At 60.5% G+C, this 25,887-nt stretch carries 25 protein-coding genes and 1 pseudogene; 20 read left to right on the top strand and 6 right to left on the bottom strand.

Translation table 11 applies throughout. From position 1 onward, the window contains the following. Positions 1-166: 166 nt before the first annotated feature. The 7 genes from C8K44_RS12400 (at position 167) to C8K44_RS12370 (ending at position 8,271) form a co-directional block, all read left to right on the top strand. Positions 167-1,570 (top strand): L-serine ammonia-lyase, encoded by a 1,404-nt coding sequence (locus tag C8K44_RS12400; RefSeq protein WP_109576101.1) that lies wholly within the window; start codon positions 167-169, stop codon positions 1,568-1,570. Positions 1,571-1,841: 271 nt separating this feature from the next. Continuing rightward, complete coding sequence (locus C8K44_RS12395) at positions 1,842-2,342, top strand: sigma-70 family RNA polymerase sigma factor (RefSeq protein ID WP_109576100.1); 501 nt, start codon at positions 1,842-1,844, stop codon at positions 2,340-2,342. Between the two features lie 82 nt (positions 2,343-2,424). Continuing rightward, positions 2,425-3,372 carry a FecR family protein gene (locus C8K44_RS12390; RefSeq protein ID WP_109576099.1) on the top strand — a complete coding sequence of 316 codons (948 nt, stop codon included), beginning with the start codon at positions 2,425-2,427 and terminating at the stop codon, positions 3,370-3,372. Positions 3,373-3,645: 273 nt separating this feature from the next. Next, positions 3,646-6,204: a TonB-dependent receptor gene (locus tag C8K44_RS12385; protein WP_158282732.1), complete on the top strand. Its 2,559-nt coding sequence runs from the start codon at positions 3,646-3,648 to the stop codon at positions 6,202-6,204. A 139-nt stretch (positions 6,205-6,343) separates the two neighbouring features. Next, the gene (locus tag C8K44_RS12380; RefSeq protein ID WP_109576097.1) at positions 6,344-6,781 is read left to right on the top strand and encodes a DUF1489 family protein; all 438 of its coding nucleotides are present in this window, start codon (positions 6,344-6,346) and stop codon (positions 6,779-6,781) included. 66 nt (positions 6,782-6,847) lie between these two features. Beyond that, positions 6,848-7,579 (top strand): hypothetical protein, encoded by a 732-nt coding sequence (locus tag C8K44_RS12375; RefSeq protein WP_109576096.1) that lies wholly within the window; start codon positions 6,848-6,850, stop codon positions 7,577-7,579. Beyond that, positions 7,576-8,271, top strand: a complete 696-nt coding sequence (locus C8K44_RS12370) for a DnaJ domain-containing protein (protein WP_109576095.1) — start codon at positions 7,576-7,578, stop codon at positions 8,269-8,271. Before C8K44_RS12375 ends, C8K44_RS12370 begins: the two co-directional genes overlap by 4 nt. A gap of 43 nt (positions 8,272-8,314) precedes the next feature. Here the strand turns inward: C8K44_RS12370 and C8K44_RS12365 are convergent, their stop codons facing one another. Continuing rightward, a complete protein-coding gene (locus C8K44_RS12365) occupies positions 8,315-9,745 on the bottom strand; it encodes a D-alanyl-D-alanine carboxypeptidase (RefSeq protein WP_245417460.1) in 1,431 nt (476 codons plus the stop codon). A 329-nt stretch (positions 9,746-10,074) separates the two neighbouring features. Here C8K44_RS12365 and C8K44_RS12360 point away from each other — a divergent pair, with 329 nt between their 5' ends. The 3 genes from C8K44_RS12360 to clpA all read left to right on the top strand — a co-directional run bounded on the left by C8K44_RS12360 (position 10,075) and on the right by clpA (position 13,487). Beyond that, the gene (locus C8K44_RS12360) at positions 10,075-10,404 is read left to right on the top strand and encodes a phasin family protein (protein ID WP_109576093.1); all 330 of its coding nucleotides are present in this window, start codon (positions 10,075-10,077) and stop codon (positions 10,402-10,404) included. A 273-nt stretch (positions 10,405-10,677) separates the two neighbouring features. After that, positions 10,678-11,007, top strand: a complete 330-nt coding sequence (gene clpS, locus C8K44_RS12355) for an ATP-dependent Clp protease adapter ClpS (RefSeq protein ID WP_055977693.1) — start codon at positions 10,678-10,680, stop codon at positions 11,005-11,007. A gap of 8 nt (positions 11,008-11,015) precedes the next feature. Further along, a complete protein-coding gene (gene clpA, locus C8K44_RS12350) occupies positions 11,016-13,487 on the top strand; it encodes an ATP-dependent Clp protease ATP-binding subunit ClpA (RefSeq protein WP_109576091.1) in 2,472 nt (823 codons plus the stop codon). A gap of 60 nt (positions 13,488-13,547) precedes the next feature. Here clpA and C8K44_RS12345 read toward each other — a convergent pair whose 3' ends face one another. Then, positions 13,548-14,798, bottom strand: a complete 1,251-nt coding sequence (locus C8K44_RS12345) for a GGDEF domain-containing protein (protein WP_109576226.1) — start codon at positions 14,796-14,798, stop codon at positions 13,548-13,550. Between the two features lie 191 nt (positions 14,799-14,989). Here C8K44_RS12345 and C8K44_RS12340 point away from each other — a divergent pair, with 191 nt between their 5' ends. The 4 genes from C8K44_RS12340 to C8K44_RS12325 all read left to right on the top strand — a co-directional run bounded on the left by C8K44_RS12340 (position 14,990) and on the right by C8K44_RS12325 (position 18,279). After that, entirely contained in the window at positions 14,990-15,736 is a 747-nt protein-coding gene (locus tag C8K44_RS12340) for an AzlC family ABC transporter permease (protein WP_109576090.1), read from the top strand. Then, positions 15,733-16,083 (top strand): AzlD domain-containing protein, encoded by a 351-nt coding sequence (locus C8K44_RS12335; RefSeq protein WP_109576089.1) that lies wholly within the window; start codon positions 15,733-15,735, stop codon positions 16,081-16,083. Before C8K44_RS12340 ends, C8K44_RS12335 begins: the two co-directional genes overlap by 4 nt. Positions 16,084-16,189: 106 nt before the next feature. After that, positions 16,190-17,158: a phosphatase PAP2 family protein gene (locus C8K44_RS12330; RefSeq protein WP_109576088.1), complete on the top strand. Its 969-nt coding sequence runs from the start codon at positions 16,190-16,192 to the stop codon at positions 17,156-17,158. After that, complete coding sequence (locus C8K44_RS12325) at positions 17,158-18,279, top strand: phosphatase PAP2 family protein (RefSeq protein WP_109576087.1); 1,122 nt, start codon at positions 17,158-17,160, stop codon at positions 18,277-18,279. The genes C8K44_RS12330 and C8K44_RS12325 overlap by 1 nt, the downstream gene beginning before the upstream one ends. A gap of 5 nt (positions 18,280-18,284) precedes the next feature. Here the strand turns inward: C8K44_RS12325 and C8K44_RS12320 are convergent, their stop codons facing one another. Further along, entirely contained in the window at positions 18,285-18,716 is a 432-nt protein-coding gene (locus C8K44_RS12320) for an HIT family protein (RefSeq protein ID WP_109576086.1), read from the bottom strand. A gap of 86 nt (positions 18,717-18,802) precedes the next feature. Between C8K44_RS12320 and C8K44_RS12315 the strand changes: the two genes are divergently transcribed. Continuing rightward, entirely contained in the window at positions 18,803-19,132 is a 330-nt protein-coding gene (locus C8K44_RS12315) for an SMR family transporter (protein WP_109576085.1), read from the top strand. Between the two features lie 7 nt (positions 19,133-19,139). Here C8K44_RS12315 and C8K44_RS12310 read toward each other — a convergent pair whose 3' ends face one another. The 3 genes from C8K44_RS12310 to C8K44_RS12300 are packed head-to-tail and all read right to left on the bottom strand — an operon-like array spanning position 19,140 to position 21,584. Then, entirely contained in the window at positions 19,140-20,345 is a 1,206-nt protein-coding gene (locus C8K44_RS12310; protein ID WP_109576084.1) for a GNAT family N-acetyltransferase, read from the bottom strand. 39 nt (positions 20,346-20,384) lie between these two features. Next, on the bottom strand, positions 20,385-21,113 hold the full coding sequence (locus C8K44_RS12305; RefSeq protein ID WP_109576225.1) for a glycerophosphodiester phosphodiesterase: 729 nt from the start codon (positions 21,111-21,113) through the stop codon (positions 20,385-20,387). 6 nt (positions 21,114-21,119) lie between these two features. Continuing rightward, a complete protein-coding gene (locus C8K44_RS12300) occupies positions 21,120-21,584 on the bottom strand; it encodes a RidA family protein (RefSeq protein ID WP_109576083.1) in 465 nt (154 codons plus the stop codon). Between the two features lie 143 nt (positions 21,585-21,727). Here C8K44_RS12300 and C8K44_RS12295 point away from each other — a divergent pair, with 143 nt between their 5' ends. The 5 genes and pseudogenes from C8K44_RS12295 to pyrH all read left to right on the top strand — a co-directional run bounded on the left by C8K44_RS12295 (position 21,728) and on the right by pyrH (position 25,853). Further along, positions 21,728-22,555, top strand: a complete 828-nt coding sequence (locus tag C8K44_RS12295; protein WP_109576082.1) for a cell envelope integrity EipB family protein — start codon at positions 21,728-21,730, stop codon at positions 22,553-22,555. Between the two features lie 9 nt (positions 22,556-22,564). Then, positions 22,565-22,819 (top strand): annotated as a pseudogene (locus tag C8K44_RS12290) (DUF4031 domain-containing protein); the annotation flags it as partial. A 382-nt stretch (positions 22,820-23,201) separates the two neighbouring features. Continuing rightward, positions 23,202-23,984 carry a 30S ribosomal protein S2 gene (rpsB, locus tag C8K44_RS12285; RefSeq protein WP_109576080.1) on the top strand — a complete coding sequence of 261 codons (783 nt, stop codon included), beginning with the start codon at positions 23,202-23,204 and terminating at the stop codon, positions 23,982-23,984. 118 nt (positions 23,985-24,102) lie between these two features. Then, the gene (tsf, locus tag C8K44_RS12280) at positions 24,103-25,023 is read left to right on the top strand and encodes a translation elongation factor Ts (RefSeq protein WP_109576079.1); all 921 of its coding nucleotides are present in this window, start codon (positions 24,103-24,105) and stop codon (positions 25,021-25,023) included. Between the two features lie 107 nt (positions 25,024-25,130). Further along, complete coding sequence (pyrH, locus tag C8K44_RS12275) at positions 25,131-25,853, top strand: UMP kinase (RefSeq protein WP_109576078.1); 723 nt, start codon at positions 25,131-25,133, stop codon at positions 25,851-25,853. The last annotated feature ends 34 nt before the right edge of the window (positions 25,854-25,887 follow it).

Genomic DNA, 25,887 nt, shown 5'->3' with positions numbered 1-25,887 from the left:
CGGCTCAGGCCGCGCTTTTTTGCATTGTGGCCTTGCGTAAGTTCCAGGTTTTTTCAAATGTCGCGCGCTGAGTAATCCGCGTCGGATCGCGTCTAGCTCAGTGCGTGAAAAGGGCGGAATGATCATATACATATGCGACATAAGCCGCCGTCGCAGGGAGTGAGATTTGTTTCTTTCGGTATTCGACCTGTTCAAGATCGGCATTGGTCCGTCGAGTTCGCACACAATGGGCCCGATGACGGCGGCCGCGCGGTTTCTTGCCGAGATTTTGGGTGGCGACTGGCCGCGTCCGGCGGGCGTCAAGGTTGACCGGGTAGGTGCGAGCCTGCATGGCTCGCTGGCATATACAGGCGTCGGTCACGGCAGCGACCGCGCCGTCATGCTTGGCCTTTGCGGCCTGACGCCCGTGACGGTCGACCCGGATCAGACCGATGCACTGGTCGAGCAGATCGTGCGCGACAAGCACGTTTCACCTCTGGGCCATCCGTCCTATCGCTTCGATCCAGCTGCCGATCTGGTGCTCGACAAGAAGACGCCGCTGCTCGGCCACGCCAATGGCATGGCGTTTTATGCCTACGACGCCAGTGACCGGCTGCTGCTCAAGCGCATCTACTACTCGATCGGTGGCGGCTTCGTCGTTTCTGAAGAAGAGCTGCAACGCATGAAGGCCAAGTCCACGGCGCCCGCGGCGGGCAAGCGCGTGCCTTATCCGTTCGCCAATGCCGTCGAGATGCTGGCCATGGCCTCGCGCAGCGGGCTGTCCATCGCCGAGATGAAGCGGGCCAACGAAGAAACCCACATGCCGCGCGTCGACCTCGATGCTGGTCTCGACGCGGTCTGGGACGCGATGACCCGCTGCATCGATCGAGGCCTGTCGCAGGACGGCATCATGCCGGGCGGCCTCAAGGTGCGCCGTCGGGCCCGTCAGCTGCACGACAAGTTGCAGGAGCAGTGGAGCCAGAACCGGCCCAACCCGCTGCTCGCCAATGACTGGCTGTCGATCTATGCCATGGCCGTCAACGAGGAGAACGCCGCCGGTGGACGCGTCGTCACCGCACCGACCAATGGCGCCGCGGGTACTCTGCCAGCTGTGCTGCGCTACTGGCTGCATTTCCACGTCGAAGCCGACAAGGACAGCATCCGCGACTTCCTGCTTACGGCTGCCGCTGTCGGCGGCATCATCAAGACCAACGCCTCCATTTCGGGCGCCGAGGTCGGCTGCCAAGGAGAGGTCGGCTCGGCGTCGGCAATGGCCGCGGCAGGCCTGTGCGCTGTCATGGGCGGCACGCCCGAACAGGTCGAGAATGCCGCCGAAATCGCGCTCGAGCACCATCTCGGCATGACCTGCGATCCGGTCGGAGGTCTGGTCCAGGTGCCGTGCATCGAGCGCAATGCGCTTGGCGCGGTCAAGGCGGTGACCGCCGCCTCGCTCGCCATCAAGGGCGACGGCAAGCACTTCGTGCCGCTCGACGCGGCGATCGAAACCATGCGCCAGACCGGCATGGACATGAGCGAGAAGTACAAGGAAACCAGCCTTGGCGGTCTCGCGGTCAACGTTGTGGAGTGCTGAAACACTTCCCTTCCAGGCGCCTATCGCGACCGACCATCCGACACCGTGGCTGCATCCGATAGCCACCGGCTGCTTCAAAGGCTTGCCTATGTCGCAGCCGGCATCTCCAGAATTTACCATATATCTTGACTAGATATGTCAACTTATCTGCCGTAGAAAGCGGCAGAATCGGTGGGGCATCTCATGGTCGGGGCGAGTGGATTACGGCAGCAATGCGGACATGCGCGGAAATACATCTCTAATTTCCCCGCGCGGAGATCGAAGTCATGAAATGACATCGATCGAGGAATTGCATCGCAGCGAGGAGGGACGTCTCAAGCGTTTCTTCCAACGGCGGCTGGCCAACCGCGAGGATGTTGCTGACGCAGCGCAAGAAACCTTCTTGCGCTTGATGGTTGTCGCTCCCAGGACACTGATTGAAAACCCGCAGGCCTATTTGTTCCAGATCGCAAGATCGGTCGCGCAGTCGACCTCCAAGCGATTTCGGACGGATCCCGTATTGTGTGGCTGCGATGTTGCCGATCTCGAATTGTCCGACGATGCGCCGGATGCCGAACGTGTCGTCAACGGGCGCCAGTGCCTGTTGCTGATGGCAAAGGCGATCGAGGAACTGCCCAGGCGTTGCCAGGAGGTTTTCATCCTGAGCCGTATACACGGCATGTCTAACGGCGAGATCGCGGCAAGACTTGGCATCAGCCGCAACATGGTCGAACGACACATCATCAGGGCCTTGCTGCAAACCAGGAGGATGCGCGGCGAGATTTCCTTCTAGGGCGGTGTCGGCTAGGAATGCGACGAGCCGCCCGATACCAACTTCTGCTCATCTGGGAAGGCTCTGCCAAGCGGGACGTGCAATGGCGATCAACGACAGCAAACCGAAGCACGACAAGATCGAGGAAGAGGCCGCTGGCTGGGTTGCGCGACTGCAGTCCAGCGACGCGACCGATCAAGATCGAAGCGACTTCCGCGCGTGGCTGACCAAGGATCCCGCTCACCTGATCGCCTATGAGGAGTTCAAGGGGCTTTGGGCGGACCTGGAGCATCTTCCGATCGCGCGGCGGCGTCTCCACAAGCTGCGGCCGGCGCGCGGTGCGGTAATCGCCAACATTGCCGGCCTTTGCCTGATCGCGGGTCTGGCGGCCATGTTTGTCCACCTGGGCTTGGTGGATCGCCTCCGCGCCGACTTCTACACGACTGTAGGCGAGGTCCGGAACGTGACGTTGGAAGACGGAACGCTGGTGTCGCTCAACACCGATAGCGCGATTGCCGTTCGTTTTGCCGGTCCCGAGCGCCGGGTCGAATTGCTGCGCGGCGAGGCTTTCTTCGACGTGGCCAAAAATCCCGACCGGCCGTTTGTCGTCGCTGACGACACGATGACGGCAATTGCCATCGGCACGCGGTTCGCGTTCAGGTCCTCTGGTGTCCATGGTGACGTGCAGGTCGAGGAGGGCGCCGTGGAGGTTCGCAGCGGCGCCGAACATACGGTGTTGAAGGCCGGCGACATGGCAAGTCTGTCGGAAGAAGGTGCATTGTCGGTGCGGCGCATCGATGTCGCCAACGCCGTCGCCTGGAAAGACAACAAGCTCGTCTTTTCCGGAGCGCCGTTGCGCGATGTGCTTGCAACGCTGGAACGCTACCGCTACGGCTCACTGCTGGTTCTCGGCGAACAAGCTGCGATGCTGCGTGTCAGCGGCGTTTTTGATCTGGATGATACAGACAAGGCGCTTCGGAGCCTGGAGCAAAGCCTGCCGGTGCGTCTGAACTACTTGACAGGGATGATCGTCGTGGTTCGCTCCCGCTAACAGACAAGAAAATTTCTCTGCCGACGTCAGGAGGCACCCCCTTTTTGACTCTTAGTAGTCAGTGGGGTTTGCCGCAGTTGACTGGTGCCCCTGTCTATTTTGGGGGCTGGAATGCTATTTTCGAAAAGGTCGCGGGTCGGGTTCCGTGAGGTCGCAAAGGTCGGGCTGGCTAGCGTGTCACTGCTTGCCTTCAGCGTGCCACTGCTGGCCCAGACCGGCCAAACGGCTCCGGCACAATCTGGCACCGTTCGCGTTTCAGTGGCAGCCGGGTCGTTGGAAAATGGCCTGCTTTCACTGGCGCGTCAGGCCAATCTCCATCTGCTCTACCCAAGCTCGCTCACGGCGCAAAAGCAGACGTCCGGGCTCAACGGCTCATTCTCATCACGTGAAGCTGTCGCACGATTGCTCGCGGGCACCGGACTGACCTACAGCTTCTCAGGTGCAAATACGGTGACAATCAGCGACCGCGTTTCCGGGGCGCATTCACCTGCGGCTACCGACGGTTCCTTGGTGCTCAATGTCATCAACGTGACTGGCGGGGCCGGCAATCCGGCAGACGAGCCGTATGTTACGCCGGGATCGAGCGCCTATATTTCACAGCAGTCCATCGAGCGTTTCAGGGGAACCAGCCCAGCCGACATCTTCAGGGGCACGCCGGGCGTGCTTTCGGGCGAAAGCCGAAACGGCGCCGCGGTCGACATCAACATCCGCGGCATGCAGGGCATGGGCCGCGTCAACGTCACCGTCGACGGCGCGACAAACTCGACGACCGTGTACCAGGGCTACCAGGGCGTCGGAAACCGCACCTACATCGACCCTGACCTGATCGGAGGGATCAAGATCGAGAAGGGTCCATCCTCCGCTCCGGGAGGCGGGATCGGAGGTTCGGTCAGCATGAGCACCATCTCGGCGGACGACATTCTTGACGATGGTAAGAGTTTCGGCGTCCGCCTCAAGGGTGGAGCGGGGACCAACTCGTCCGAATCGCCGGTCAGGGGGGACGCCGGCGGCATCGTGTTCTATCCGGCAAGTTTCGCCACGCATCCGAGGTCGAGCCCAAAGGGACTGGACCGCCCCGCATTTCTTGAGCCCACGAGAGGCTACGGCAGCGTCGCCGCTGCGGGGCGCGGCGAGAATTTCGAGGTAGTTGCCGCATACGCCGCGCGCAAAAGCGGGAACTACTATGCCGGCGCCAATGGGCCGTCCGCGCGAAGCAGCGGCAACCTGGGGCCGGGCGAGATCTGCGCGGAATACCCAGGCTACGGAAAGTTCTGCTATCCGTATTCGACATACTACAAGAACCTCGGCCTCACCGCGTATCGGGCCGGCGAGAAGGTCCTGAACTCCTCTTCGGATACAAAATCCTGGCTGGCGAAGGGCAAATTTGCCTTTGCCGAAGACCACAATCTTGAGCTGTCATACACCGGCTTCAGAAGTGAGCACGGGGAGGCACGGGCATCTTCCATGGTTGGCCCCGGCTACCAGCCAACCCAGAGCTGGCTCTCGACCGCATCTACCGACAGCGGAACGGCCCGATACCGTTGGAAACCTTCGGACAATGATCATATCGATCTGCGCGCGAACATGTTCGTGTCTTCGGCAGCGCTGCGAAATCCAACGAACGCCGGTTTCAGCGACACCAAACCACTGGGGCTTCCCAATCCGGTTCGAACACGCGTTCTCGTTGGCAGCGACACCTTGATGTGGGGCGGCGACATTACCAACACCTCGCGTTTCCATAGTTCGGTGGGCGATCTGTCTTGCGACTACGGGGCGTCGTATCTGGATGAGGACGCCGAGCCCACCAGATTCACCCGCATACTCGAAAAGCCATTCGGACCACGCAATGGCACCCGCAAGGAAGCAGCCGCATTCGTGAAATCCGAATGGAGTCCCACCGACTGGATGACCTTTGACGGTGGATTGAGGTACCAGGCTTATGCGACCCAGGATCGTTCCGATCTCTCGGACACGCCGGTCAAGAGCTATCCTGGGCAGACCGACAGACGCAGTGGCAGCGGTGTGGTTCCCTCATTCGGTGTGGAGGTGACGCCTCTGGATGGAGTGCAGCTATTTGGCCGCTATACCGAGGGTCTTCGCATGCCCAGCCTCACTGAATCGGCCAGTATCGGCTATACATTCGTCATGGCCGGACTGCGGCCCGAGCGCGCCCACAATTGGGAGTTCGGGGTCAATGTCGATCGAAACGGACTCATAAGCGCCGACGACGAGTTCAGGCTGAAGGCTGCCTTCTTCGACAACACCGTCAAGGACTACGTGTCGAGGCAAATGCGGCTGATCAACTACGAAGGATCGTTGTGGACCGGCCTGTTCACCGAGAACATCTATGCCGCCAAATTCCAGGGAATCGAGTTGTCGGGGCGCTACGGGAAGGGTGGGTTCTCGGCGGAGTTCGGAGCGAACTACTACACCGACGTATCGTTTTGCCCGACAGCGGATACCTGCAACAATCGATCCCTATACGCAGACTACGCCACGAACCAGGTTCCTCCTCAGTACTCACTGAGCCTCACACTTTCGCAGCAGCTGTTCGATGACAGGCTTACTGTCGGCGGACGTGTCGTTCATACCGGGCCACGTACGATCGGGCACGATAATGGTATCGGTGGTGCGGCCCCGTTCATTGCGCAGGTGAAGTGGGAGCCCTACACGCTGGTCGACGTGTTCGCAGAGTACAAGATCAATGACAACGTCACGGCCAACTTCAGGGTCGAGAACCTGACCGATCAATATTATGTCGACCCGTTGGGTTTGGGCGAAATGCCCGGTCCCGGGCGGACGGCATGGGCAGGGCTGACTGCCAAGTTCTAGGTCAGGATCATTTTCGAGCGGATCGTCAGGTCCCAGGTCCGTTCGCCTTTTCTCTCGCGCAGGCTGGCACAACAACCTCGCTTGTGCAAAACGGCCGCCGGCGTTGAATGCGCCGGCCTGAGGCGCTAGTTTTCAGGCCATGTCATTGAACCTGATAAAACTCTGCGTCGGCTGCGACAGCGTCGAAGACCTTGAGGAATGGATCACTTTTCGCCTCGATGAGCGCCGCCGCGCCGGCGAGCCCGCCGAGCAGTTCCATACCACTCGCATGGTGCCGACCCGTGGTGGCGAGCTGACCGACGGCGGTTCGCTCTATTGGGTGATCAAGGGCAACGTCCAGTGCCGCCAGCGCCTGCTCGAAATCCGCCCGTTTACCGATGCCGAAGGCATTTCGCGTTGCCATCTCATCTTGGACCCGACGGTCGTGCGCACCGATTGGCAGCCGCGTCGGGCGTTCCAGGGCTGGCGCTATCTCAAACCAGCCGACGCACCCGCCGATCTTGGTCAAGGCAATTCGACTCTTGCCGAAATGCCGCCGAAACTGCGACTGGAGCTGGCTGAACTCGGCCTGCTCTAACTCGAACTTAGCAGCCCGCAATGTCGGGCTTGCAAGCTGACGCGCGCCGCCACATCTTGATTGCTGATGAGCGACGACAGCAAGCCACCGGTTACCTCAACAAATCGTCCGCCGGCCGATCGACGATCGGATGCCAAGGCGATTGATGCTTTCGTGCGTCAGGCGCGCGCCCTTGCGACCGGCAAGGGCAATGGTCGCCTGATCCTTGCGCTCGATGCCACGATGAGCCGCCAACCGACGTGGGACCTCGCTTGCGAGGTGCAGGGCCAGATGTTCGACGCCGTCGGCAAGACCGGTCGGCTGAACGTACAATTGGTCTACTTCCGTGGGCTCGGCGAATGCCGCGCGTCAAGATTCGTTGCCGAGACAGGCTCCCTCAAGCAACTGATGACATCAATCCAGTGCCGCAGCGGCGAGACGCAGGTCGGCAAGGTTCTGGCGCATGCGCTCAAAGAGACTGCAAGCGCCAAGGTCGATGCGCTGGTCTATATCGGCGATGCGATGGAGGAAAACATCGACGAACTGGCTGAGAAAGCTGGCAGACTTGGCTTGCTTGGCGTGCCGGCCTTCGTCTTTCAGGAAGGGCACGACGCAGGGGCCGAACGGGCCTTCAAGGAGATCGCTCGGCTGTCGAAGGGTGCCTGGTTCCGCTTCGATCGTAGAGCCGCAGCGACCTTGTCCAAGCTGCTGTCAGCGGTCGCGGTGTTTGCCACCGGCGGCATCAAGGCGCTGGAGGCAAGGGGGCGTCCGGAGGATATCCTGATGATAGAGCATTTGAGGAGCGGCAAGGCGCCATGACAATCTTCGCCGCCATCGCAGCGATCCTGCTTTTTTCGGCTTTGGCGATCGCGGCATTCCTGCGTGCCGACGCTACACAGCTTGCCCGTGCGCTGAAGGTCGCGGGACCCCTGATGCTCGGGATTGTCGGCCTGGTACTGCTGCTGTTGGGACGGGCGTCGGTCGGGGGTGGCCTGATCTCAGCGGCATTAGCTTGGTATGTCGCAAGCAGAAGGAGCGGATCGGCTACCCGGACGCCTGGGCGGCGATCGACGGTACGCACCGCAGCGCTCGAAATGGAACTGGACCACGATACCGGGGGGCTGCAAGGTTTTGTCCTGGCTGGCCGCCAGGAGGGCAAGTCGCTTGCTTCGCTCGGCCTTACCGAGGTGAAGGCTTTGTATCAGGAGCTTTCCGGAGATCCGGAAAGCCGCCAGCTACTTGAGACCTATCTTGACGGCCGGTTTCCCGTCTGGCGCGAAGACGCGCAGCCTGACCGTGACAACGGGCAGGGTGTTGCGCCAAGTTCTGGCGCCATGACTAAGGAGGAGGCCTACAAGGTCCTTGGTCTTGAAGCGGGGGCCGCCGCGGCGGACGTCCGCAAGGCCCATCGACGACTGATTCAGCGCCTGCATCCCGATCTCGGAGGCTCGTCGTTCCTCGCGGCGAGGATCAACGAAGCCAAGGACGTCCTTCTCTCCGATCATCATTAAACTCTCCTTCGACACAAGACTTTTCCAGGAGGTGGCAAAGCGCCTATTGCGCGATGGCGTAGCAGGCGATCTTCTTCTTCTTCAGCGCGTTGCAGGCATTCCAGGCGGAGTCCTTGGTTTCAAAGCCGGCAAAGCGGGCGCGGAAGTAGGTGACGCCGCCCTTTTCGAAGGGCACGGTGAAGCCGGAGGCGTCGGCCAGAACCGCGGGCACCTGCTTGGCGGTCTTATCGAGCAGGGCACGAGCTTCGCCTTCGCTGGGCGAGGAGGCTACCTGGATGGCCCAGCCGGAAGGAAGCGATGCGGTCTTCATCTGGTCGAGTGCGGCAACAGCAGGGGCCGGCGCTGCATATGCCTGTTCGACGCCGGCGTCGGAGGCGGCGGGCACGCTATCCTTGGCCTTGCGGATCTGGAAAGGAAGCTTGCCGCCAAAACGCTCGGCGGAGGCCATGGCGATCTTAGGCTGCGCTGCAAGCCCGATGACCGGCTTTGGCGCGGGAATGGCGACTGCAGCTACTGCTACCGCATCGTCGGTTGCCACTGCTTCGTCCGCCGATGCGTCGGCAACTTCGATTTCTGCAGCCACGGGGCGGATGTCCGGCGTCGGCGCATTGCTCTTGGGCAGCTTTGCCATCAAAGCGGGGGTATCGGTCTTGGCGATCAGGTCGCCACCGCCGCCGCGCTTGGAGGCTTGCGGAATGTAGGTCTTGAGCAGCTCAGCCATCTGATTGTCGCGGCTTGCACCGCTGGTTCCACCCATGACGACAGCAACGACGCGGCGGTTGCCGTCCTGCACCGACGAAACCAAATTGAAGCCCGAAGCCCGGGTATAGCCGGTCTTGATGCCGTCGACGCCCTTGATGCGGCCGAGCAGGCGGTTGTGGTTGGCGATGCGCTGCCGGCCGAAGGCGAAGCTGCGGGTCGAGAAGTAGCCATAGTATTGCGGGAAATGCTCGCGCAGCGCGATGCCGAGCTTGGCCATGTCGCGCGCCGTGGTGAATTGAGCGGTATTGGGCAGGCCGTTGGCGTTGCGGAAGACGGTGCCGTTCATGCCGAGGCTGCGCGCCTTTGCCGTCATCATGCGGGCGAAGTCCGCTTCCGAGCCGCCGATCATTTCAGCGAGCGCAGTCGCCGAATCATTGGCCGAACGGGTGATGAGCGACAGGATTGCCGATTCAACCGAGATCGATCCGCCGGCCTTCACGCCAATCTTGGTCGGAGGCTCAGCGGCGGCATTCTTGGAGAACACGACCTTGGAGTCTTTCTGAATCCGGCCTTTGGACAGCGCCTCGAAGGTCAAATAGAGCGTCATCATCTTGGTCAGCGACGCCGGATAGCGCCGGGAATCCGCATTGGATGAGTGCAGCGTCTCGCCTGTATTCGCGTCGACGACGATCGCTGCGTATCTGCTGTCTTTCGCCGCCGAGGTAGGGGCGGCCGACGCCAGGCCAATGGCCGCGGCGAGGGTAAAAACCATAAACGATTTGATGGAGATAGCCGACTTTAGGACTTTGCCCGGCAACGCTTGACGCACTGTTACACCCTTGAATTATTGTTGCATGAAGGGCGGCAAAGGTTCCTGCCCCGTATCCACGCACAGTAGGGTCACAGCGTTACCAATAGGTTTATGGTAACCGGCTCGTTCACACTTTTGCTGGGTCTTTAGTCGAACTTTAGCGAATGGGGCGGTTGCCTCACGAGCCTAGGGGTAACGCAGGGTCAGTTGACATCTTGTGCGCTGCACAATATCTAGGCTGCATCGCACAATCGCATAGCGCAGCGCTCCCAACCCGAAAGGATGTAGCGATGACCCAGACCTATGAAGATTTCAGCAAATACGGCAAGGAATTCGTCGACACCGGCCTGAAGAGCTTTGCCTCGCTCTCCAAGGGTGCCCAGGCGATCGCTACCGAGACGACCGACTACACCAAGAAGAGCTTCGAGACCGGTGCCGCTACCTTCGAAAAGCTGCTCGGCGTCAAGTCGCTCGAAAAGGCCGTCGAAATTCAGACCGATTACGCCAAGCAGGCCTATGAGGGTTTCGTCGCCGAGGCGACCAAGCTCGGTGAGCTTTATGCCGAGCTGGCCAAGGACGCTTACAAGCCTTTCGAGTCGCTCGTCGCCAAGGCGAAGTAACGGCTGACCCTCCATTTCAGGGGGCTGGGTCGAAAGACCCGTCGAACGAGACCCGGTTGCGCCCGCGCAGCCGGGTTTTTTGTTTTTCTTTGCATAAGCGCTTCACGTTTATGCCAAATCGGGCCCTGCTAGCTCGCTCGCCATATTGTCAGCACGCAAGAAGGGCTTAAAATCCATCTGATGACACCTACATGACGAAGTGTGTCGGAATTGACGAAGGGCAGAACCAGATTGACGACCGGCTTGGAAGCCACGAAGCTTGATGTGGCGCGGATGCAGAACGGTGACGAGGGAGGCAACGGTCCAGGCCGTGGCACGGCCGTCATCACCCGGACAAAGACCAAGACCAAGCGGCCGAGCCTATATCGGGTGCTCATCCTCAACGACGACTACACCCCGATGGAATTCGTCGTGCATGTGCTCGAACGCTTCTTCCAGAAGGACAGGGAGGCCGCTACCCGTATCATGTTGCACGTTCATAACCATGGCGTCGGCGAATGCGGGATCTACACCTTCGAAGTGGCCGAGACCAAAGTGTCCCAGGTCATGGATTTCGCCAGACAGAACCAGCATCCGCTGCAATGCGTGATGGAGAAGAAGTGAGGTATTGAATGCCGGCTTTCTCCCAAGGCCTCGAAAAGGCGCTGCATCAGGCGCTGACGCTCGCCAATGAGCGTCACCATGAATATGCGACGCTCGAACATCTGCTGCTCGCCCTCATCGACGACAATGAGGCGGCGGCTGTCATGCGCGCCTGCAACGTCGATCTCGACGAGCTCAAGCAGACCGTGCTCACCTACATCGACACCGAGCTCGATAATCTCGTCACAGGCTATGACGAGGATTCCAAGCCGACCGCCGGTTTTCAGCGCGTTATCCAGCGCGCCGTGATCCATGTGCAATCGTCCGGACGCGAGGAAGTGTCCGGTGCCAACGTGCTCGTGGCGATCTTTGCCGAGCGCGAGAGCCATGCAGCCTATTTCCTGCAGGAACAGCAGATGACCCGCTACGACGCGGTCAACTACATTTCCCATGGCATCGCCAAGCGCCCCGGCGCCACCGAGAACCGTGCGCCGCGCGGTGCTGATGAAGAACAGCACGGCCCCAACGGCGAATCGAACGAAGAGGGCGGCAAGAACAAGAAGCAGCAGGACGCGCTCACGGCCTACTGCGTCAATCTCAATGCCAAGGCTCGCGCAGGCAAGATCGATCCGCTGATCGGCCGTGAATCCGAGATCAACCGCACCATCCAGGTGCTGTGCCGCCGTTCCAAGAACAATCCGCTCTATGTCGGCGATCCAGGTGTGGGCAAGACGGCGATCGCAGAGGGCCTGGCCAAGCGTATCGTCGAAGGCGATGTGCCGGAAGTGCTTCTGGATGCCACGATCTTCGCGCTCGACATGGGCACGTTGCTTGCCGGCACGCGCTATCGCGGCGATTTCGAGGAACGACTGAAGCAGGTCGTCAAGGAACTCGAGGAGTATCCGGGAGCGGTGCTGTTCATCGACGAGATCCACACCGTGATCGGTGCTGGCGCGACGTCGGGCGGCGCGATGGATGCGTCCAACCTGCTGAAGCCTGCGCTGTCTTCGGGTGCCATTCGCTGCATTGGCTCGACCACCTACAAGGAGTTCCGTCAGTTTTTCGAAAAGGACAGGGCGCTGGTGCGTCGTTTCCAGAAGATCGACGTCAACGAGCCGACGGTCGACGATGCCATCGAGATCATGAAGGGCCTCAAGCCCTACTATGAGAACTTCCACAAGGTGAAGTTCACCAACGAGGCGATCAAGGCCGCTGTCGAGCTTTCGGCGCGCTACATCAATGACCGCAAGTTGCCCGACAAGGCGATCGACGTGATCGACGAGACGGGTGCCTCGCAGATGCTGCTGCCCGAAAACAAGCGCAAGAAGACGATCGGCATCAAGGAGATCGAAGCGACGATCGCCACCATGGCGCGAATCCCGCCGAAGACCGTCTCCGCCGACGACGAGAAGGTGCTGGCCGGCCTCGAGGTTGAACTGCAGCGAGTCGTCTACGGTCAGGACACGGCGATCACGGCGCTTACCTCGGCGATCAAGCTGGCACGCGCCGGCCTGCGCGAACCGGAAAAGCCGATCGGCTCCTACCTGTTCTCGGGCCCGACCGGCGTCGGCAAGACCGAGGTGGCGAAGCAACTGGCCTTGTCGCTGGGTGTCGAACTGATCCGCTTCGACATGTCCGAATACATGGAGCGTCACACAGTCAGCCGCCTGATCGGCGCGCCTCCCGGCTATGTCGGCTTCGATCAGGGCGGACTGCTGACTGACGGTGTCGACCAGCATCCGCACTGCGTGCTGCTGCTCGACGAGGTCGAAAAGGCCCATCCCGACCTGTTCAACATCCTGTTGCAGGTCATGGACCACGGCAAGCTGACCGACCACAACGGCAAGCAGATCGACTTCCGCAACGTCATCCTGATCATGACCACCAATGCGGGCGCGTCGGACGCGCAGCGCGCGGCGATCGGATTCGGGTCGACCAAGCGCGAAGGCGACGATGTCGAGGCGATCAACCGGCTGTTCACGCCGGAGTTCCGCAACCGCCTCGACGCCATCATCCCGTTCGGCTCGCTGCCGGTGCCGGTGGTGCATCAGGTCGTGCAGAAGTTCGTCATGCAGCTGGAAGCGCAGCTTTCGGAGCGTGGCGTGACCTTCGACCTGTCGCCGGATGCCATCGCCTGGCTCGCCGAGAAGGGTTACGACGAACGCATGGGCGCTCGCCCGCTCGGTCGCGTGATCCAGGAGCACATCAAGAAGCCGCTGGCCGACGAAGTGCTGTTCGGGAAGCTCAAGAAGGGCGGCACGGTGCGTGTCACCGTCGAGAAGAAGGAAACCGGCGAGACCGGCCTGAAACTCGAGACACTGGCCGACGAAGTGCCGGTGAAGCCTAAGAAGGAAGACCCGGCCGACCGTCCGAAGCTCAAGAAGACGACCGCCAAGAAGCCTGTCGCCAAGAAGGTCGTGGCTTCGAAGTCCAAGCCCGACACCAAGGGCAAGGACGGCGGCAAGCGCAGCCTGGTTCCGCAACTTCCCCGCAAGGGTTGATTTTGAAAGAAGGAGCCCCGGAAACGGGGCTCTTTTTATGCCGTCATCATGTTGCGGCGATCAGTCGACGATCGCGCTCTCGACCCGGTTTCGGCCCAGCCGTTTTGCCGTGTACAGCCAGGTATCTGCGTCCCTGATCATCTGTTCGACCGAAATTGGCCCGCTGTCTGCAGTGGTCACGCCGATGCTGACGGTGGTACGCAGACCGGGCTCGGCAAGGTCGGTGGCCTCGACCGCGACGCGAAGGCGTTCTGCCAAAACTGTGGCATCGCCGGCATTCAAATCCTGGCACACGGCGACAAACTCTTCACCTCCATAGCGGAACAGACGATCGCCGCTGCGCAATGAGCCCGCTAGCGAGCGCGCCACATCCTTGAGCACCTTGTCTCCCGCCACATGTCCGTACTGGTCGTTGATGCTCTTGAAATGATCGATGTCGATCATCAGCAGGCTTATCGGCTTGCGGTCGGTCAGCGCGCGGTCGATCAGCGACTGGGCCACCGTCTCGAATTGGCCGCGGTCGCTCGTGCCGGTCAGCATATCCTTGCCGGTTTTCTCAAGCAGGTCCTCGTAGCGGTGACGGAAAGTCAGGCGGTCGAAGACCTTGAGCAATGGCTCTGGACCCGGCAGTGCCGGCCTGGTTTCGATGAAGCGAAGATAGACCACGAGCATCGCGCTGTAGAGCGCGGCTGCCGCCATTTTTGCGATCCAGCCGCCGTAGAGTGCGCTGATCGGTACGCCCGATACGAGGTGAAGTCCGAAAAAAAACAGCAGCTGATCGAAGGAGAGCACTAGGGCTGCGCTGAGGAAAATGCGTTTGAACAGCGTGTTGGCGATGCGCTGCCCGAGCTTTTCGTAGATCAGGATGAGTGCGATGCTGTCCAGGAAAAGCAACGCAGTGCCCCAGATCATCAGCACGCCCATGTCGTCGAGAAAGGTCAGGTCCGGCCGGTAGCCGGGCAGTTCCGCGACATCGCCGTACAGGCGCAGGATCGAGGCCAGGGCAACCATCAAGCAATTGCCGATCAGGAGCCCGTAGATCGGCTGACGGACCGTCTCCGCGTCCTCCTTGATGTAAAGCAGCAGGAACATCATCAGCTTGCCGGAAAACATCACCGTCGAGCCGGGCGAGATCAAGCCGAAGGGCAGTTGAACAAAGAAAATCGCGGCGAGATAGGTCTCGAGGAAGTGCATCACCCCAAGCACGCAGAAGAAGATTCCGATGCCGAATCTGTGGCGTGAGTGGAACACCGCCGCCATCGTTGCCAGGTAGATGAGCGCCTGCAAAACGAGCAGAAATGCACCTGTCATGTGTGACTGTTCCTCGCGTCCCACATCAACGCCTACCTGCACATTCGCCATGGGTAAACCGCAAAAATGCCACCTTGCTCGGTCGTCGGCATATATCGTTATGACGCAGGCAGTAGGCACACGCGCAAGTCTGTCGCGCAGCTAGACAGAAGCGCTGACTTGGCCGGGAACCCGTGCTATGCGCGTCGGCAATGCTTGCTGACGACGCGTCCTCATCCCCTGATTTTTCGATGCGCCGCCTATGGTATCTGCGGGGCGTGGGAGCTGCGTTCTCGATCCCGGGCTTGATCCTCGCCAGTGCCTTCATTGGCTTTGCCGGGCTTGCCAAGGAGGCAGGGCTGACACTTGCGCAGACCGTGTTCATGGTTGGCATGGTCTGGGCTCTGCCGGCCAAGGTCGTACTGATCGGCGCGATCCTGTCGGGAGCGTCGCTGCCTGCCGCGGCCTTTGCCGTCGCGCTGTCTTCGATCCGGCTGACGCCCATGGTCGTCGCGCTCGTGCCCGAGCTTCGCGGGCCGAAAACGCCGCGCTGGGTGCTCTATTTCCTTTCGCATTTCGTTGCCGTGACCTCCTGGGTGCTGGCTATGGAGCGGCTGCGTGGCATCCCGCGGGAGCTGCGCACGAGCTACTATGCCGGGCTCGGTTCGACGCTGGTGCTGTTCAACATGGGCGTGGCCGCTGTGGTCTATCTCGTCGCTGACAGCTTGCCGCCTGCGGTCTCGGCCGCACTCTTCCTGCTCACGCCGATGTATTTCCTGACCTCGTTGTGGGGCTCGGCGCGCGAGCGGGCAGGGCATGTGGCTATGGTACTCGGGCTCATTCTTGGCCCGGCTCTGCACTTGGTGGTGCCCGGGTTCGATCTGCTCGGCGCAGGGCTCATCGGCGGAGGAGTGGCCTGCGCCTTTCACCGCCTTTCGCGTCGAAGGGCGACGGCATGACTTTCGATGCGGTCGAGTCCTGGTGGTGGCCGTTCCTGTTCATCCTGATCGGCGGTTGGCTTGCGACCGACGCCTGGCGTTTCCTCGGTGTCTATCTAGGGGACCGTATTTCCGAGGACTCGGATCTGCTCGTACTGGTGCGTGCGCTCGCCACCGCACTCGTGGCCGCCGTCATTGGCAATTTGATCGTATTTCCCAGTGGGGCGCTTGCAGATACGACACTTGCCCTGCGCGTCGGTGCCGCCGCGTGCGGTTTTCTTGCCTACCTCTGCCTCCGGCGGAAGATATTGGTCGGCATCATCGCAGCCGAAGTGGTCTTGCTGGCGGGGATGTGGCTTTCGCATTGAAGGTGATTGTGCGGTCAGCGGAGGCCACGGCCAGGTTGAGAGCTCGGCGATTCACGTCAACTTAACGGCTGTTTCCTAACCTTCTTGCCGGGCAAGGGGCGAGGGCATGGCTGAAACATATTCGACGTCGACGCGGGTGCCTTCGTTGGTCGCCGGTCTTGGCACGCAGCTTGCGGTGAAGGTCGCCATAGTTGTTGCCATTGTCGTGATCGACTTCGTGTGGATTGCCGGAACCGATTTTGAGTTCGACATTCCCAGCACGTTGACTGTCGGCGCGATCACGGGCTTGCTCGTGGCGATTGCGTGGTTTTACCGCGTCAAGCGTCCGATGAAGCGGTTTGAGGTTCTTTGCACCGAAACGGCCGTCTTGCTGGTGTTTTCCGCAGCGGCGGCGGTCCTCAGCATCCTGATGACGTCAATCAACCTGCCATTGGTCGACGACCAACTGACTGTCATCGATGGTGCCTTGGGTTTTGACTGGCTGTCATATGTCGGCTTCGTCAATCAGAGGCCCTGGCTCGGTACGCTATCGTCGCTGGTCTATGTCACGACGTTGACCCAAGTGGCCCTAACTGTTGTTGCACTGGGGCTGGTTGGGCAGGTCGAACGAGTTCAGCGGTTTGTCCTTGCTGTGATGTTTGGTGCCCTGATCTGCATCGTGATTTCGGCCGTGCTGCCGGCCGCCGGGGCACTGGCAACGGTTCGCCCACCGGCCGAATTCATGATGTTGAACAATCCGATCGTGGATCTCGAATACAAGCAGGCGTTTTTCGATCTTCGCAATGGCCTGGCAAGGTTCATTTCACTAGACGAACCGCGTGGGCTCATTGCCTTCCCGTCTTACCATTGCACGCTTTCAGTTCTGATCATTCTAGCTTTTGCGCGAGTGCGGTTCTGGTTCTGGCCCGTGCTCGCCATCAATGTCGCGGTGATCCTTTCAACCCCCATTGATGGGGGGCACCACCTTGCCGATGCGCTCGGAGGGATTGTTGTGGCGCTTGTTGCTTGGCGGTTAGCAAAAAAGCTGCTGGAAATGTGCAGCGCTGGACGCTCCGCTTCGGAGTTGACTGTCTGATGGATGAGCGGAGCGCCGACGTCCGCTTCCCCATGTCTCAAGCCTATTGGTTGAGAACGAACGATACCCCCGGATTGGTGGGCTTTTTCAAGACGAACTGGCGCGTCCAGGGAGTGTTCCTGGTGGCCGCGTCGATAGTTGTGGTTGCTCGGCTACTGTTTCTGCCAAATGCCTTGGTCGTGATGTCGAACACGTCGCTGCAGAGCTTGCGTGTATTTGTTGTTTCGTGCGCGATCGCGATATGTCTTTATCTGGTGCCCGAGACAATCCGCACGCGGTCCTTGTCGAAAAGCTTCGAATATCTGTGGTCCGAGATATTTACCTGGAGAAATTTTGCGGTCGTCGCACCAGCTATCGTCGCTTTGGCCTTGGTGATGAACACTTTCAGCCAGTTCAAATCCAGTATCCCGGTTTTTCACCCCTACGCGGCTGACGAACTGTTCCAACGTGTCGATCGTTTCGTACATTTTGGCGTCGACCCTTGGCGGATCGTAGGCCATTTTTTTGAATATGGCGGAGTTACCGTCATCATCGACCGGATCTATTATCTTTGGTTTATTGCGGTCTTTGTACCAACAGCCGCCGTGGTTGGCATGCCCGATCGATTTGGCATTCGCCATCAGTTCCTGCTCACTTATGTCCTTGTTTGGGCCATCTTGGGGATCGTCTGCGCGACTGCGTTCTCTTCCGTTGGTCCTATCTACTATGATCGGGTCTACGGTGGTCCGTCACACTTCACCGATTTGGTACAAAATCTGGTGCGGACTGACAGTGCCTGGGGCTTGACCACAATGCAGGTGCGAGAGGTACTCTGGAGCGCCTACGTGGACGACACTGCGACGGTCATTTCCGGTATTTCAGCAATGCCCTCTATCCACAACGCGATGTGCGTGCTGCTTTTCTTGGCTGCTCGTCATGTCAATCGTTGGCTGGCCGTAGCCACCGCAATTTTCGGACTGACGATCTTCATCGGATCCATTCATCTCGGCTGGCACTATGCAATTGACGCCTACGTCTCCGTCATCGGCGTTGTCTTGCTTTGGAAGCTCGCCGGCTATTTGACGGGCAATGCCGCGATGCGGCGTGCAGTCCAGTCCCAACCCCGTGGCGCGCCAGCCTGACGAACTCAGCCTTTCAGTACTGCCCTGATCTTGTCCGCATTCGCCGCCAGCACGTCGGGCTTTTCCATATCGCCTGTATGCGGCTTGAGCGGAACGCCTTCGAAGCGCGGAATGACGTGCACGTGCAGATGGTAGACCGTCTGCCCGGATGCGGGTTCGTTGAACTGCAGGACCGTCACGCCGTCCGCCACAAAAGCGGCCTTGACCGCCCGGGCCAGCTTCTGGACGGCGATGGCGAGCTGGCCGAGCGCTGCGGGTTCGGCATCGAGCAGGTTGCGCGACGGTGCCTTGGGTACAACCAGCGTATGGCCTGTGCCCTGCGGCATCACATCCATGAACGCCACGACCGACTCGTCCTCGTAGACCCGGTGCGAGGGGATTTCGCCGCGCAGGATCTTGGCAAAGATGTTGTTTGGATCGTACGCGGTGCTCGACATGGCCTATCCCGTTTGCTGCGGTTTCGTGATCGATGTTTCGGCGCTGACGCCGCCGACGTCAAGCTGCGGGGCCAGGAGGAGTTGAGTTGACTTACATCTATCTGATCATAGCGGTGGCGTTCGAAGTCGTCGCCACGACAGCACTGAAGGAAACGCACGGGTTTACCAGGCTGTTGCCTTCGCTCGTCACTGTCGCAGGCTATGCCGCCGCATTCTATTTCTTGTCCCTGGTCCTCAAAGTGGTGCCGGTCGGCATCGTTTATGCGATGTGGTCGGGCGCGGGTATCGTCTTCATCACAGCCATCGCCTGGGTCTGGTTCCGCCAATCGCTCGATTTGCCGGCCCTGCTGGGCATTGGCTTGATCATGGCCGGCGTCATCGTCATCAATCTGTTTTCGAAGTCGGTCGCGCACTGAGCGCCGTTCAGTCGCGGCGGAACGGGCCGTGATCTTCGAGATATTCGCCGATCTGAGCAACTTCCCGCCGCTCACGCTCCAGATACTCGGCAATCGCCCGCCTGAGCCCGGGATGTACGATGTAGTGCGCCGACTGGGTGGTGACTGGTCTGTAGCCACGCGCGAGCTTGTGTTCGCCCTGGGCACCTGCCTCGACGACCCTCAGCTTGCGTTCGATGGCGAAGTCGATGGCCTGATGATAGCAGACTTCGAAATGCAGGAAGGGATGGTCCTCGATGCAGCCCCAGTTGCGGCCGTAGAGTGTGTCGGAGCCGATGAAGTTGATGGCCCCGGCGATGTAGCGACGGCCGCGCTTCGCCATGACCAGCAGCACGTCGTCGGCCATGCGCTCGCCCACCAACGAGAAGAATGTGCGGTTGAGGTAGGGGCGGCCCCATTTGCGGCCGCCAGTGTCCATGTAGAAGGCGAAAAAGTCGTCCCAGTGGGCTTCGGTGATTTCCTTGCCGGTCAGCCGCTCGATGGAAATGTCGTCTGCAAGTGCCTCGCGCCGTTCTTTCTTCAGCGCCTTGCGTTTGCGCGAGGCAAGGGTTGCGAGAAAATCCTCATAGCTTCCAAAGCCTTCGTTGAAGAAGTGGAACTGCTGGTCGGTACGGCGCAGGAAACCAGTGGCTTCGAGAACGGCGACTTCCTCCGCTTCGGCGAAGGTCACATGCGCCGACGACACGCCCACTCCGTCCGCGATACTTCTGAGCGCTGTCGCCAGGGCCGACCATGTCCTGTCCGCATCCGCGCTGCCTGATGTCAGCAGCCGGGGCCCCGTCGCTGGCGTGAAAGGGATCGAACATTGTAGCTTGGGGTAGTAGCGTCCGCCGGCGCGTTCGAAGGCGTCAGCCCAACCGTGGTCGAAGACATATTCGCCCTGGCTGTGCGACTTGGCGAAACAGGGTAGAGCGCCAAGGAATTTGCCATCGGGGCTCTCAAGCCTGAGGTGATGCCCCTGCCAGCCGGTCTTGCGTACGGCGCAGCCGGACTCCTCGAGGATGCTCAGAAAGTCAAAGGATACAAATGGGTTATAAGACGTTCCTGGCGCGCGTTTTGAGGTCCCGACAAGCCCGTTCCATTCGTTGCGGCCGAATTCGCTGATGCTTGACACGACGCGGACGGAATAGCCGCCATCCGCACTCTTCGCTCCAGCTTCATTCGCAGTGCTCATGCGTTGTTACTTACGCACGATAGCAGGCGATGCAAGGCCTTACGCCACAGGCGTCGCACCGGGATCAAATCCCTCGAACGTCATCTGGTCGCCATGGGCGAAAGTCCGCTTCACCGCATCCTGGTCGCGCACCGTCCAGGTGATGACAGGCATGGCGAGTTTCTCGCGCACGAAGCCGATGAAGCGGTTCGGCAGATGCATCACGCTATAGGAGACGAAGGAAATGCCGTGCGCGAGCATGGAAAAATGAGCTTCCAGCTCGTGGTCCTGGTCGCCCGATGCGGTCAGACCGGCAGGGATTCCAGCCGCATGCTTGGCAAAATCGCGGATCAGCCAGTGGTCGAAGGACATGATCGCCACCTTGCCGTCATAGCCCTTGAGGGCCGCGCCGACCTTGGCGACGAGGCCGTCATCATGCCCGGGAATCCCCTTGAGTTCGATCACAAGCGGCACGCGTCCGTCGACGAGCCTGAGCAGTTCGGCGAGCGTCGGCACATGATCTGCGGTGCCGCCAATACGAAGGGCCGCAAGTTCACCCGCCGTGCGCTGCCAGATATAGCCGTCCGTGCCGGTCAGCCGCTTCAGCACATCGTCGTGAAAGACAACGACATCTCCATCGGCGCTCAAATGCACGTCGCATTCGATGGCAAAGCCGCGTTGGGCCGCCCGTTCGAATGCCGAAAGCGTGTTTTCCCAGCAGGTCTTGTTGAGGTCATGCAGGCCGCGATGGGCAATTGGCCGGGCAGTCAGCCATGAGAGATCGGTCATGGACATTCACTCGGTTTCGATGATGGCTTCGATTTCGACCGCCGCGTTCAGCGGCAGCGCGGCAACGCCGACGGCTGAGCGTGCATGTTTGCCACGTTCGCCAATGGCGGCGACCAGGAAATCGGAGGCACCGTTGGCGACGAGGTGTTGTTCGGTGAAATCTGCCGTAGAAGCAACGAAGACGGTGATCTTGACCAGGCGCCGGATTTTTTCCAGGTCGCCAAGAGCCGCCTTTGCCTGGGCCAGGATGTTGACGGCGCACTGCTTGGCCGCTTCCTTGCCTGCCGCAACGTCGACTTCGCGGCCAAGCAGGCCGGTTGCGATGAGCTTGCCGTCCTTGAGCGGCAACTGGCCTGCGGTAAAGACGAAATTGCCACTTGCCATGAACGGCACGTAATTGGCGGCCGGCGCTGCGGCAGCGGGCAGGGTGATCCCGAGATCGCTTAGCCGCTTTTCGATTGTTTCGCCCATCGTCTTTCCTTATCTCTGAGTCTCGGGTGGTAGGTGAGGTTGCGCCGAAAGTGCTATGTTTGCCTCGCTTCCGCCACGACTTTTTTTAAGGTGGACCATCATTCAAGGCGGCCTGCCGTGGCCGCACCGATCGGAGCCAGTGTATGCGCGCAACGCGCCTTGTCCTTCTCGCTACCCTGTCCACCTCGGTGCTGCCCTTGGCGCCGGCATTTGCTGCACCAGTGCTCGCACCTCATCGCGCGGTCTACGACCTTGTGCTCGATCAAGCGTCGGACAAGTCCGGAATCACCGGCCTTTCCGGTCGCATGGTCTATGAGTTCAACGGTTCGGCTTGCGAAGGCTACACGGTCAAGTTCCGCTTCGTGACCAGGATCGCGACCAACGAAAACACCCAGTTGACCGATCAGCAAACGACCACCTTCGAGGATGGCGAAGGCAAGACCTTCTCCTTCGTCACAAAGTCCTTTGTCGACCAAAATCTCGATCGCGAGGTCAAGGGCACGGCGACGCGCTCGGAAAACGGGCTCAAGGTGTCGCTGGAAAAGCCGGAGGCCGGTTCCGTCGATCTGGCCAAGACCCAGTTTCCGACCCAGCATCTGGTCGAACTGATCAACAAGGCAGAGAAGGGCGAGACCTTCTATGAAACCAGCCTGTTCGATGGTTCGGAAGATGCCGACAAGGTGATGACCACGACCGTCATCGTTGGCAAGAAGAGCGAAGCGCCCAAGACAGATCCCGAGATTCCCGCGCTTGCCGGGCTTGCCAAGGACAAGTACTGGCCTGTCGACATCGCCTATTTTGACGAGAGCAAGGGCGGCGGCGAGGAAGTGCCTGAGTATCGCATCAGCTTCAAGCTGCACGAGAACGGCCTGACGCGGGACCTGGTCATGGATTATGGCGACTTCTCGATGACTGGCAAACTGGTCAATCTGGCGCTGTTTCCCGTGCCGCAAGGCAATTGCAAGCCGTAAGCGCGCGCCGTGGCTGTTTATGTCGATGCGGCAATCTGGAAGTGGGTGGGCCATCGCTGGTGCCACCTGCTCGCCGACGACACTGACCAGTTGCATCGCTTTGCCGCCCAGCTTGGACTGAAGCGGTCGTCCTACCAGGGGCCGCCGAAAACATCTGCCCCGCACTATGACATCACTGGGTTCGAGCGCGACAGGGCCGTGCGCCTGGGCGCTATCGAATGCAGCCGCGACGAGATCGTGGCTGTGTTCCGCCGGGTACGTGTCCGCAATTTCAAGCGCCGCGAACCCAAGCCCGTGGCGGAGCCGGTGCGGGAAGAGCCCGGCATGTCGCGTTGGGCGGCCGGTAGCTGAATTCGTTCCGGTCACTAGAATCGAGGACTGGATTGCAAGTGCCGGAATCTCGGCGCTGAATGCCTGCATCCATCGTTATGCGGCGCTGAGGCGCAGAAAGCCTCGGTTTGTGCCGATGTTGGCCCGGTCTCGGGGTTGCGCAGGGCGGGCAATGCGTTTATATGCCGCCGCATTCCACACACGGACTTTGGTTTCCGACCGGGAGAAATCCGGCTGAGACCGCCCGGTGGCGTTTCGAGCAATCTCGCAAAGAGCGTCATGGTCCGTGGAGGCTAACCGGAAAAGGAAATAGAGAATGGCTCTGCCTGATTTCAGCATGCGCCAGCTTCTTGAAGCTGGTTCTCACTTCGGCCACCAGACCCACCGCTGGAACCCGAAGATGGCGCCTTACATCTATGGCGCCCGCAACAACATCCACATCATCGACCTCAGCCAGACCGTGCCGCTGCTGCACCAGGCGCTGAAGCAGATTTCGGACACCGTTTCGCGCGGCGGCCGTGTTCTCTTCGTCGGCACCAAGCGTCAGGCTTCGGACATCGTTGCTGACGCTGCCCAGCGTTCGGCTCAGTATTACGTCAACTCGCGTTGGCTCGGCGGCATGCTGACCAACTGGAAGACGATCTCGAACTCGATCCAGCGCCTGCGCAAGCTCGACGAGCTGCTCGCTGGCGAAGCCCAGGGCTTCACCAAGAAGGAGCGCCTGAACCTCGAGCGCGAGCGCGAGAAGCTGGACAAGGCCCTCGGCGGCATCAAGGACATGGGCTCGACGCCGGACCTGATGTTCGTCATCGACACCAACAAGGAAGCAATCGCCATCCAGGAAGCCAAGCGTCTTGGCATTCCGGTTGTCGCGATCATCGACTCCAACTGCGATCCGGACAAGATCGACTTCCCGATCCCCGGCAATGACGACGCCGCCCGCGCCATCCAGCTCTACTGCGATCTGGTTGCAAAGGCAGCGATCGACGGTATCGCACGCCAGCAGGGCGCGCTCGGCGTCGACATCGGCGCATCGGCCGAAGTCCCGGTCGAGCCTGCGCTCGATGCGGCTCCGACGACCGAAACGCCCCAGGCGTAATCGCGAAGGCCGGGCAACCGGCCTTCCTTTTCAGGATTGGGCGCAACTAGCGCCGGCGTTCGGCGCATCATCGAACCCTCGGTGGTGCGCTCGCGCATTTTGAAGCAAAGAGGCCACAATGAGCATTTCGGCAGCACAGGTTAAAGAACTCCGCGAACTTAGCGGCGCGGGCATGATGGATTGTAAGGCGGCTCTCACCGAGACCGGCGGCGACATGGAAGCTGCGGTCGACTGGCTGCGCAAGAAGGGTATCTCCAAGGCCGACAAGAAGGCCAGCCGCACCGCCGCCGAGGGCCTGGTCGGCGTCGATGCCGGCGTGCGCGAAGCAGTTGTCGTCGAAGTCAATTCGGAAACCGACTTCGTTGCCCGCAACGCGGCCTTCCAGGAAATCGTCGCCAACGTCGCCAAGGTCGCTCTTGCTTATGGCGATACCGACGCGGTTGCCGCTGCGAAGTATCCGGGTTCGGACAAGACGGTCGCTGACACCATCAAGGATGCTGTCGGCACCATCGGCGAAAACATGAGCTTCCGCCGCTCGGTCAAGCTTTCGGTTTCTGAAGGCGTCGTCGCCACCTACGTCCACAACGCTGTTGCCGACAATCTCGGCAAGCTCGGCGTTCTGGTCGCCATCGAGACCGCCGGCAACCACGATGCGGCCCGCGCCTTCGCGCGTCAGGTCGCCATGCATGTCGCAGCTACCAACCCGCTGGCACTGACGCCCGATGAAGTCGACGCTTCGGCTGTCGAGCGTGAAAAGGCGATCTTCGCTGATCAGGCACGCCAGTCGGGCAAGCCGGAAAACATCATCGAAAAGATGGTCGAAGGCCGCATGCGCAAGTTCTACGAGGAAGTCGTGCTGCTCAAGCAGGCGTTCGTGCTCAACCCCGACCTTACCGTCGAGGCAGCACTGAAGGATGCCGAAAAGCAGATCGGTGCGCCGGCAAAGATCAGCGGCTACGTCCGCTTCGCGCTCGGTGAAGGCATCGAGAAGGAAGAGAGCGACTTCGCAGCTGAAGTTGCTGCTGCCGTTAAGGGCTAAAAAGTAGCGCTGCATCAAGCGCTTCCTGAGGATAGCCGAAGGGCGCCGCGTGACATCGCGGCGCCCTTCGTGTATCGGAACCCAACTTCAATTGCCGCGAGGAACCCATGACCGACAAGCCGCTCTACCGGCGCGTACTGCTTAAGGCGTCGGGTGAAGCCCTGATGGGCGAGCAGCATTTCGGCATCGACGTTTCGGTTGTCGACCGCATCGCATCCGATATCGCCGAGGCGAGGGCGCTTGGCGTCGAGGTTGGCGTCGTTATTGGCGGCGGTAACATCTTCCGCGGCGTGGCAGTTGCCTCCAAGGGCGGCGACCGGGTCACCGGCGACCACATGGGCATGCTCGCGACCGTCATCAATTCGCTGGCTTTGCGCACGTCACTCGTCAAGCTCGGCGTCGATGCGGTCGTCCTTTCGGCCATCGCCATGCCGGAGCTTTGCGAAAGCTTCTCGCAGCGCCAGGCAACCGCGTATATGGATGCGGGCAAGGTTGTGATCTTCGCGGGCGGTACGGGAAATCCGTTCTTCACCACCGATTCGGCCGCAGCTCTTCGCGCAGCCGAAATCGGCGCGGATGCGCTGTTCAAGGGCACGCAGGTCGACGGCGTCTACTCGGCCGATCCGAAGAAGGATCCCGACGCGACCCGCTTCGAGCGCATTACCCATGCAGAAGTCATCACAAAAGGCCTGTCGATCATGGACACGGCAGCGATTGCTCTTGCGCGCGAAAACAACATTCCGATAATCGTCTATTCGATCCATGAAAAAGGCGGGTTCGGCGAAATATTGAAAGGTGGCGGTCGCTGCACGGTTGTTGCGGACGCCTGACATTGGAACGACGGTCCCGAGACTTCGAGACCAA

The sequence above is a fragment of the Aminobacter sp. AP02 genome (assembly GCF_003148805.1).
Lineage (GTDB): Bacteria > Pseudomonadota > Alphaproteobacteria > Rhizobiales > Rhizobiaceae > Aminobacter.
The sequence above is the reverse complement of the archived record's forward strand: the minus strand, read 5'-3'. Positions and strand labels throughout refer to the sequence as shown.

Bases quoted from the DNA above. Each gene is read 5' to 3' on its own strand.
- C8K44_RS12395 (WP_109576100.1), top strand. From the start codon at position 1,842: ATGACATCGATCGAGGAATTGCATCGCAGCGAGGAGGGACGTCTCAAG.
- C8K44_RS12390 (WP_109576099.1), top strand. From the start codon at position 2,425: ATGGCGATCAACGACAGCAAACCGAAGCACGACAAGATCGAGGAAGAG.
- C8K44_RS12380 (WP_109576097.1), top strand. From the start codon at position 6,344: ATGTCATTGAACCTGATAAAACTCTGCGTCGGCTGCGACAGCGTCGAA.
- C8K44_RS12375 (WP_109576096.1), top strand. From the start codon at position 6,848: ATGAGCGACGACAGCAAGCCACCGGTTACCTCAACAAATCGTCCGCCG.
- C8K44_RS12370 (WP_109576095.1), top strand. From the start codon at position 7,576: ATGACAATCTTCGCCGCCATCGCAGCGATCCTGCTTTTTTCGGCTTTG.
- C8K44_RS12365 (WP_245417460.1), bottom strand. From the start codon at position 9,745: ATGGTTTTTACCCTCGCCGCGGCCATTGGCCTGGCGTCGGCCGCCCCT.
- C8K44_RS12360 (WP_109576093.1), top strand. From the start codon at position 10,075: ATGACCCAGACCTATGAAGATTTCAGCAAATACGGCAAGGAATTCGTC.
- clpS (WP_055977693.1), top strand. From the start codon at position 10,678: ATGCAGAACGGTGACGAGGGAGGCAACGGTCCAGGCCGTGGCACGGCC.
- clpA (WP_109576091.1), top strand. From the start codon at position 11,016: ATGCCGGCTTTCTCCCAAGGCCTCGAAAAGGCGCTGCATCAGGCGCTG.
- C8K44_RS12345 (WP_109576226.1), bottom strand. From the start codon at position 14,798: ATGACAGGTGCATTTCTGCTCGTTTTGCAGGCGCTCATCTACCTGGCA.
- C8K44_RS12340 (WP_109576090.1), top strand. From the start codon at position 14,990: ATGCTTGCTGACGACGCGTCCTCATCCCCTGATTTTTCGATGCGCCGC.
- C8K44_RS12335 (WP_109576089.1), top strand. From the start codon at position 15,733: ATGACTTTCGATGCGGTCGAGTCCTGGTGGTGGCCGTTCCTGTTCATC.
- C8K44_RS12330 (WP_109576088.1), top strand. From the start codon at position 16,190: ATGGCTGAAACATATTCGACGTCGACGCGGGTGCCTTCGTTGGTCGCC.
- C8K44_RS12325 (WP_109576087.1), top strand. From the start codon at position 17,158: ATGGATGAGCGGAGCGCCGACGTCCGCTTCCCCATGTCTCAAGCCTAT.
- C8K44_RS12320 (WP_109576086.1), bottom strand. From the start codon at position 18,716: ATGTCGAGCACCGCGTACGATCCAAACAACATCTTTGCCAAGATCCTG.
- C8K44_RS12310 (WP_109576084.1), bottom strand. From the start codon at position 20,345: ATGAGCACTGCGAATGAAGCTGGAGCGAAGAGTGCGGATGGCGGCTAT.
- C8K44_RS12305 (WP_109576225.1), bottom strand. From the start codon at position 21,113: ATGACCGATCTCTCATGGCTGACTGCCCGGCCAATTGCCCATCGCGGC.
- C8K44_RS12300 (WP_109576083.1), bottom strand. From the start codon at position 21,584: ATGGGCGAAACAATCGAAAAGCGGCTAAGCGATCTCGGGATCACCCTG.
- C8K44_RS12295 (WP_109576082.1), top strand. From the start codon at position 21,728: ATGCGCGCAACGCGCCTTGTCCTTCTCGCTACCCTGTCCACCTCGGTG.
- rpsB (WP_109576080.1), top strand. From the start codon at position 23,202: ATGGCTCTGCCTGATTTCAGCATGCGCCAGCTTCTTGAAGCTGGTTCT.
- tsf (WP_109576079.1), top strand. From the start codon at position 24,103: ATGAGCATTTCGGCAGCACAGGTTAAAGAACTCCGCGAACTTAGCGGC.
- pyrH (WP_109576078.1), top strand. From the start codon at position 25,131: ATGACCGACAAGCCGCTCTACCGGCGCGTACTGCTTAAGGCGTCGGGT.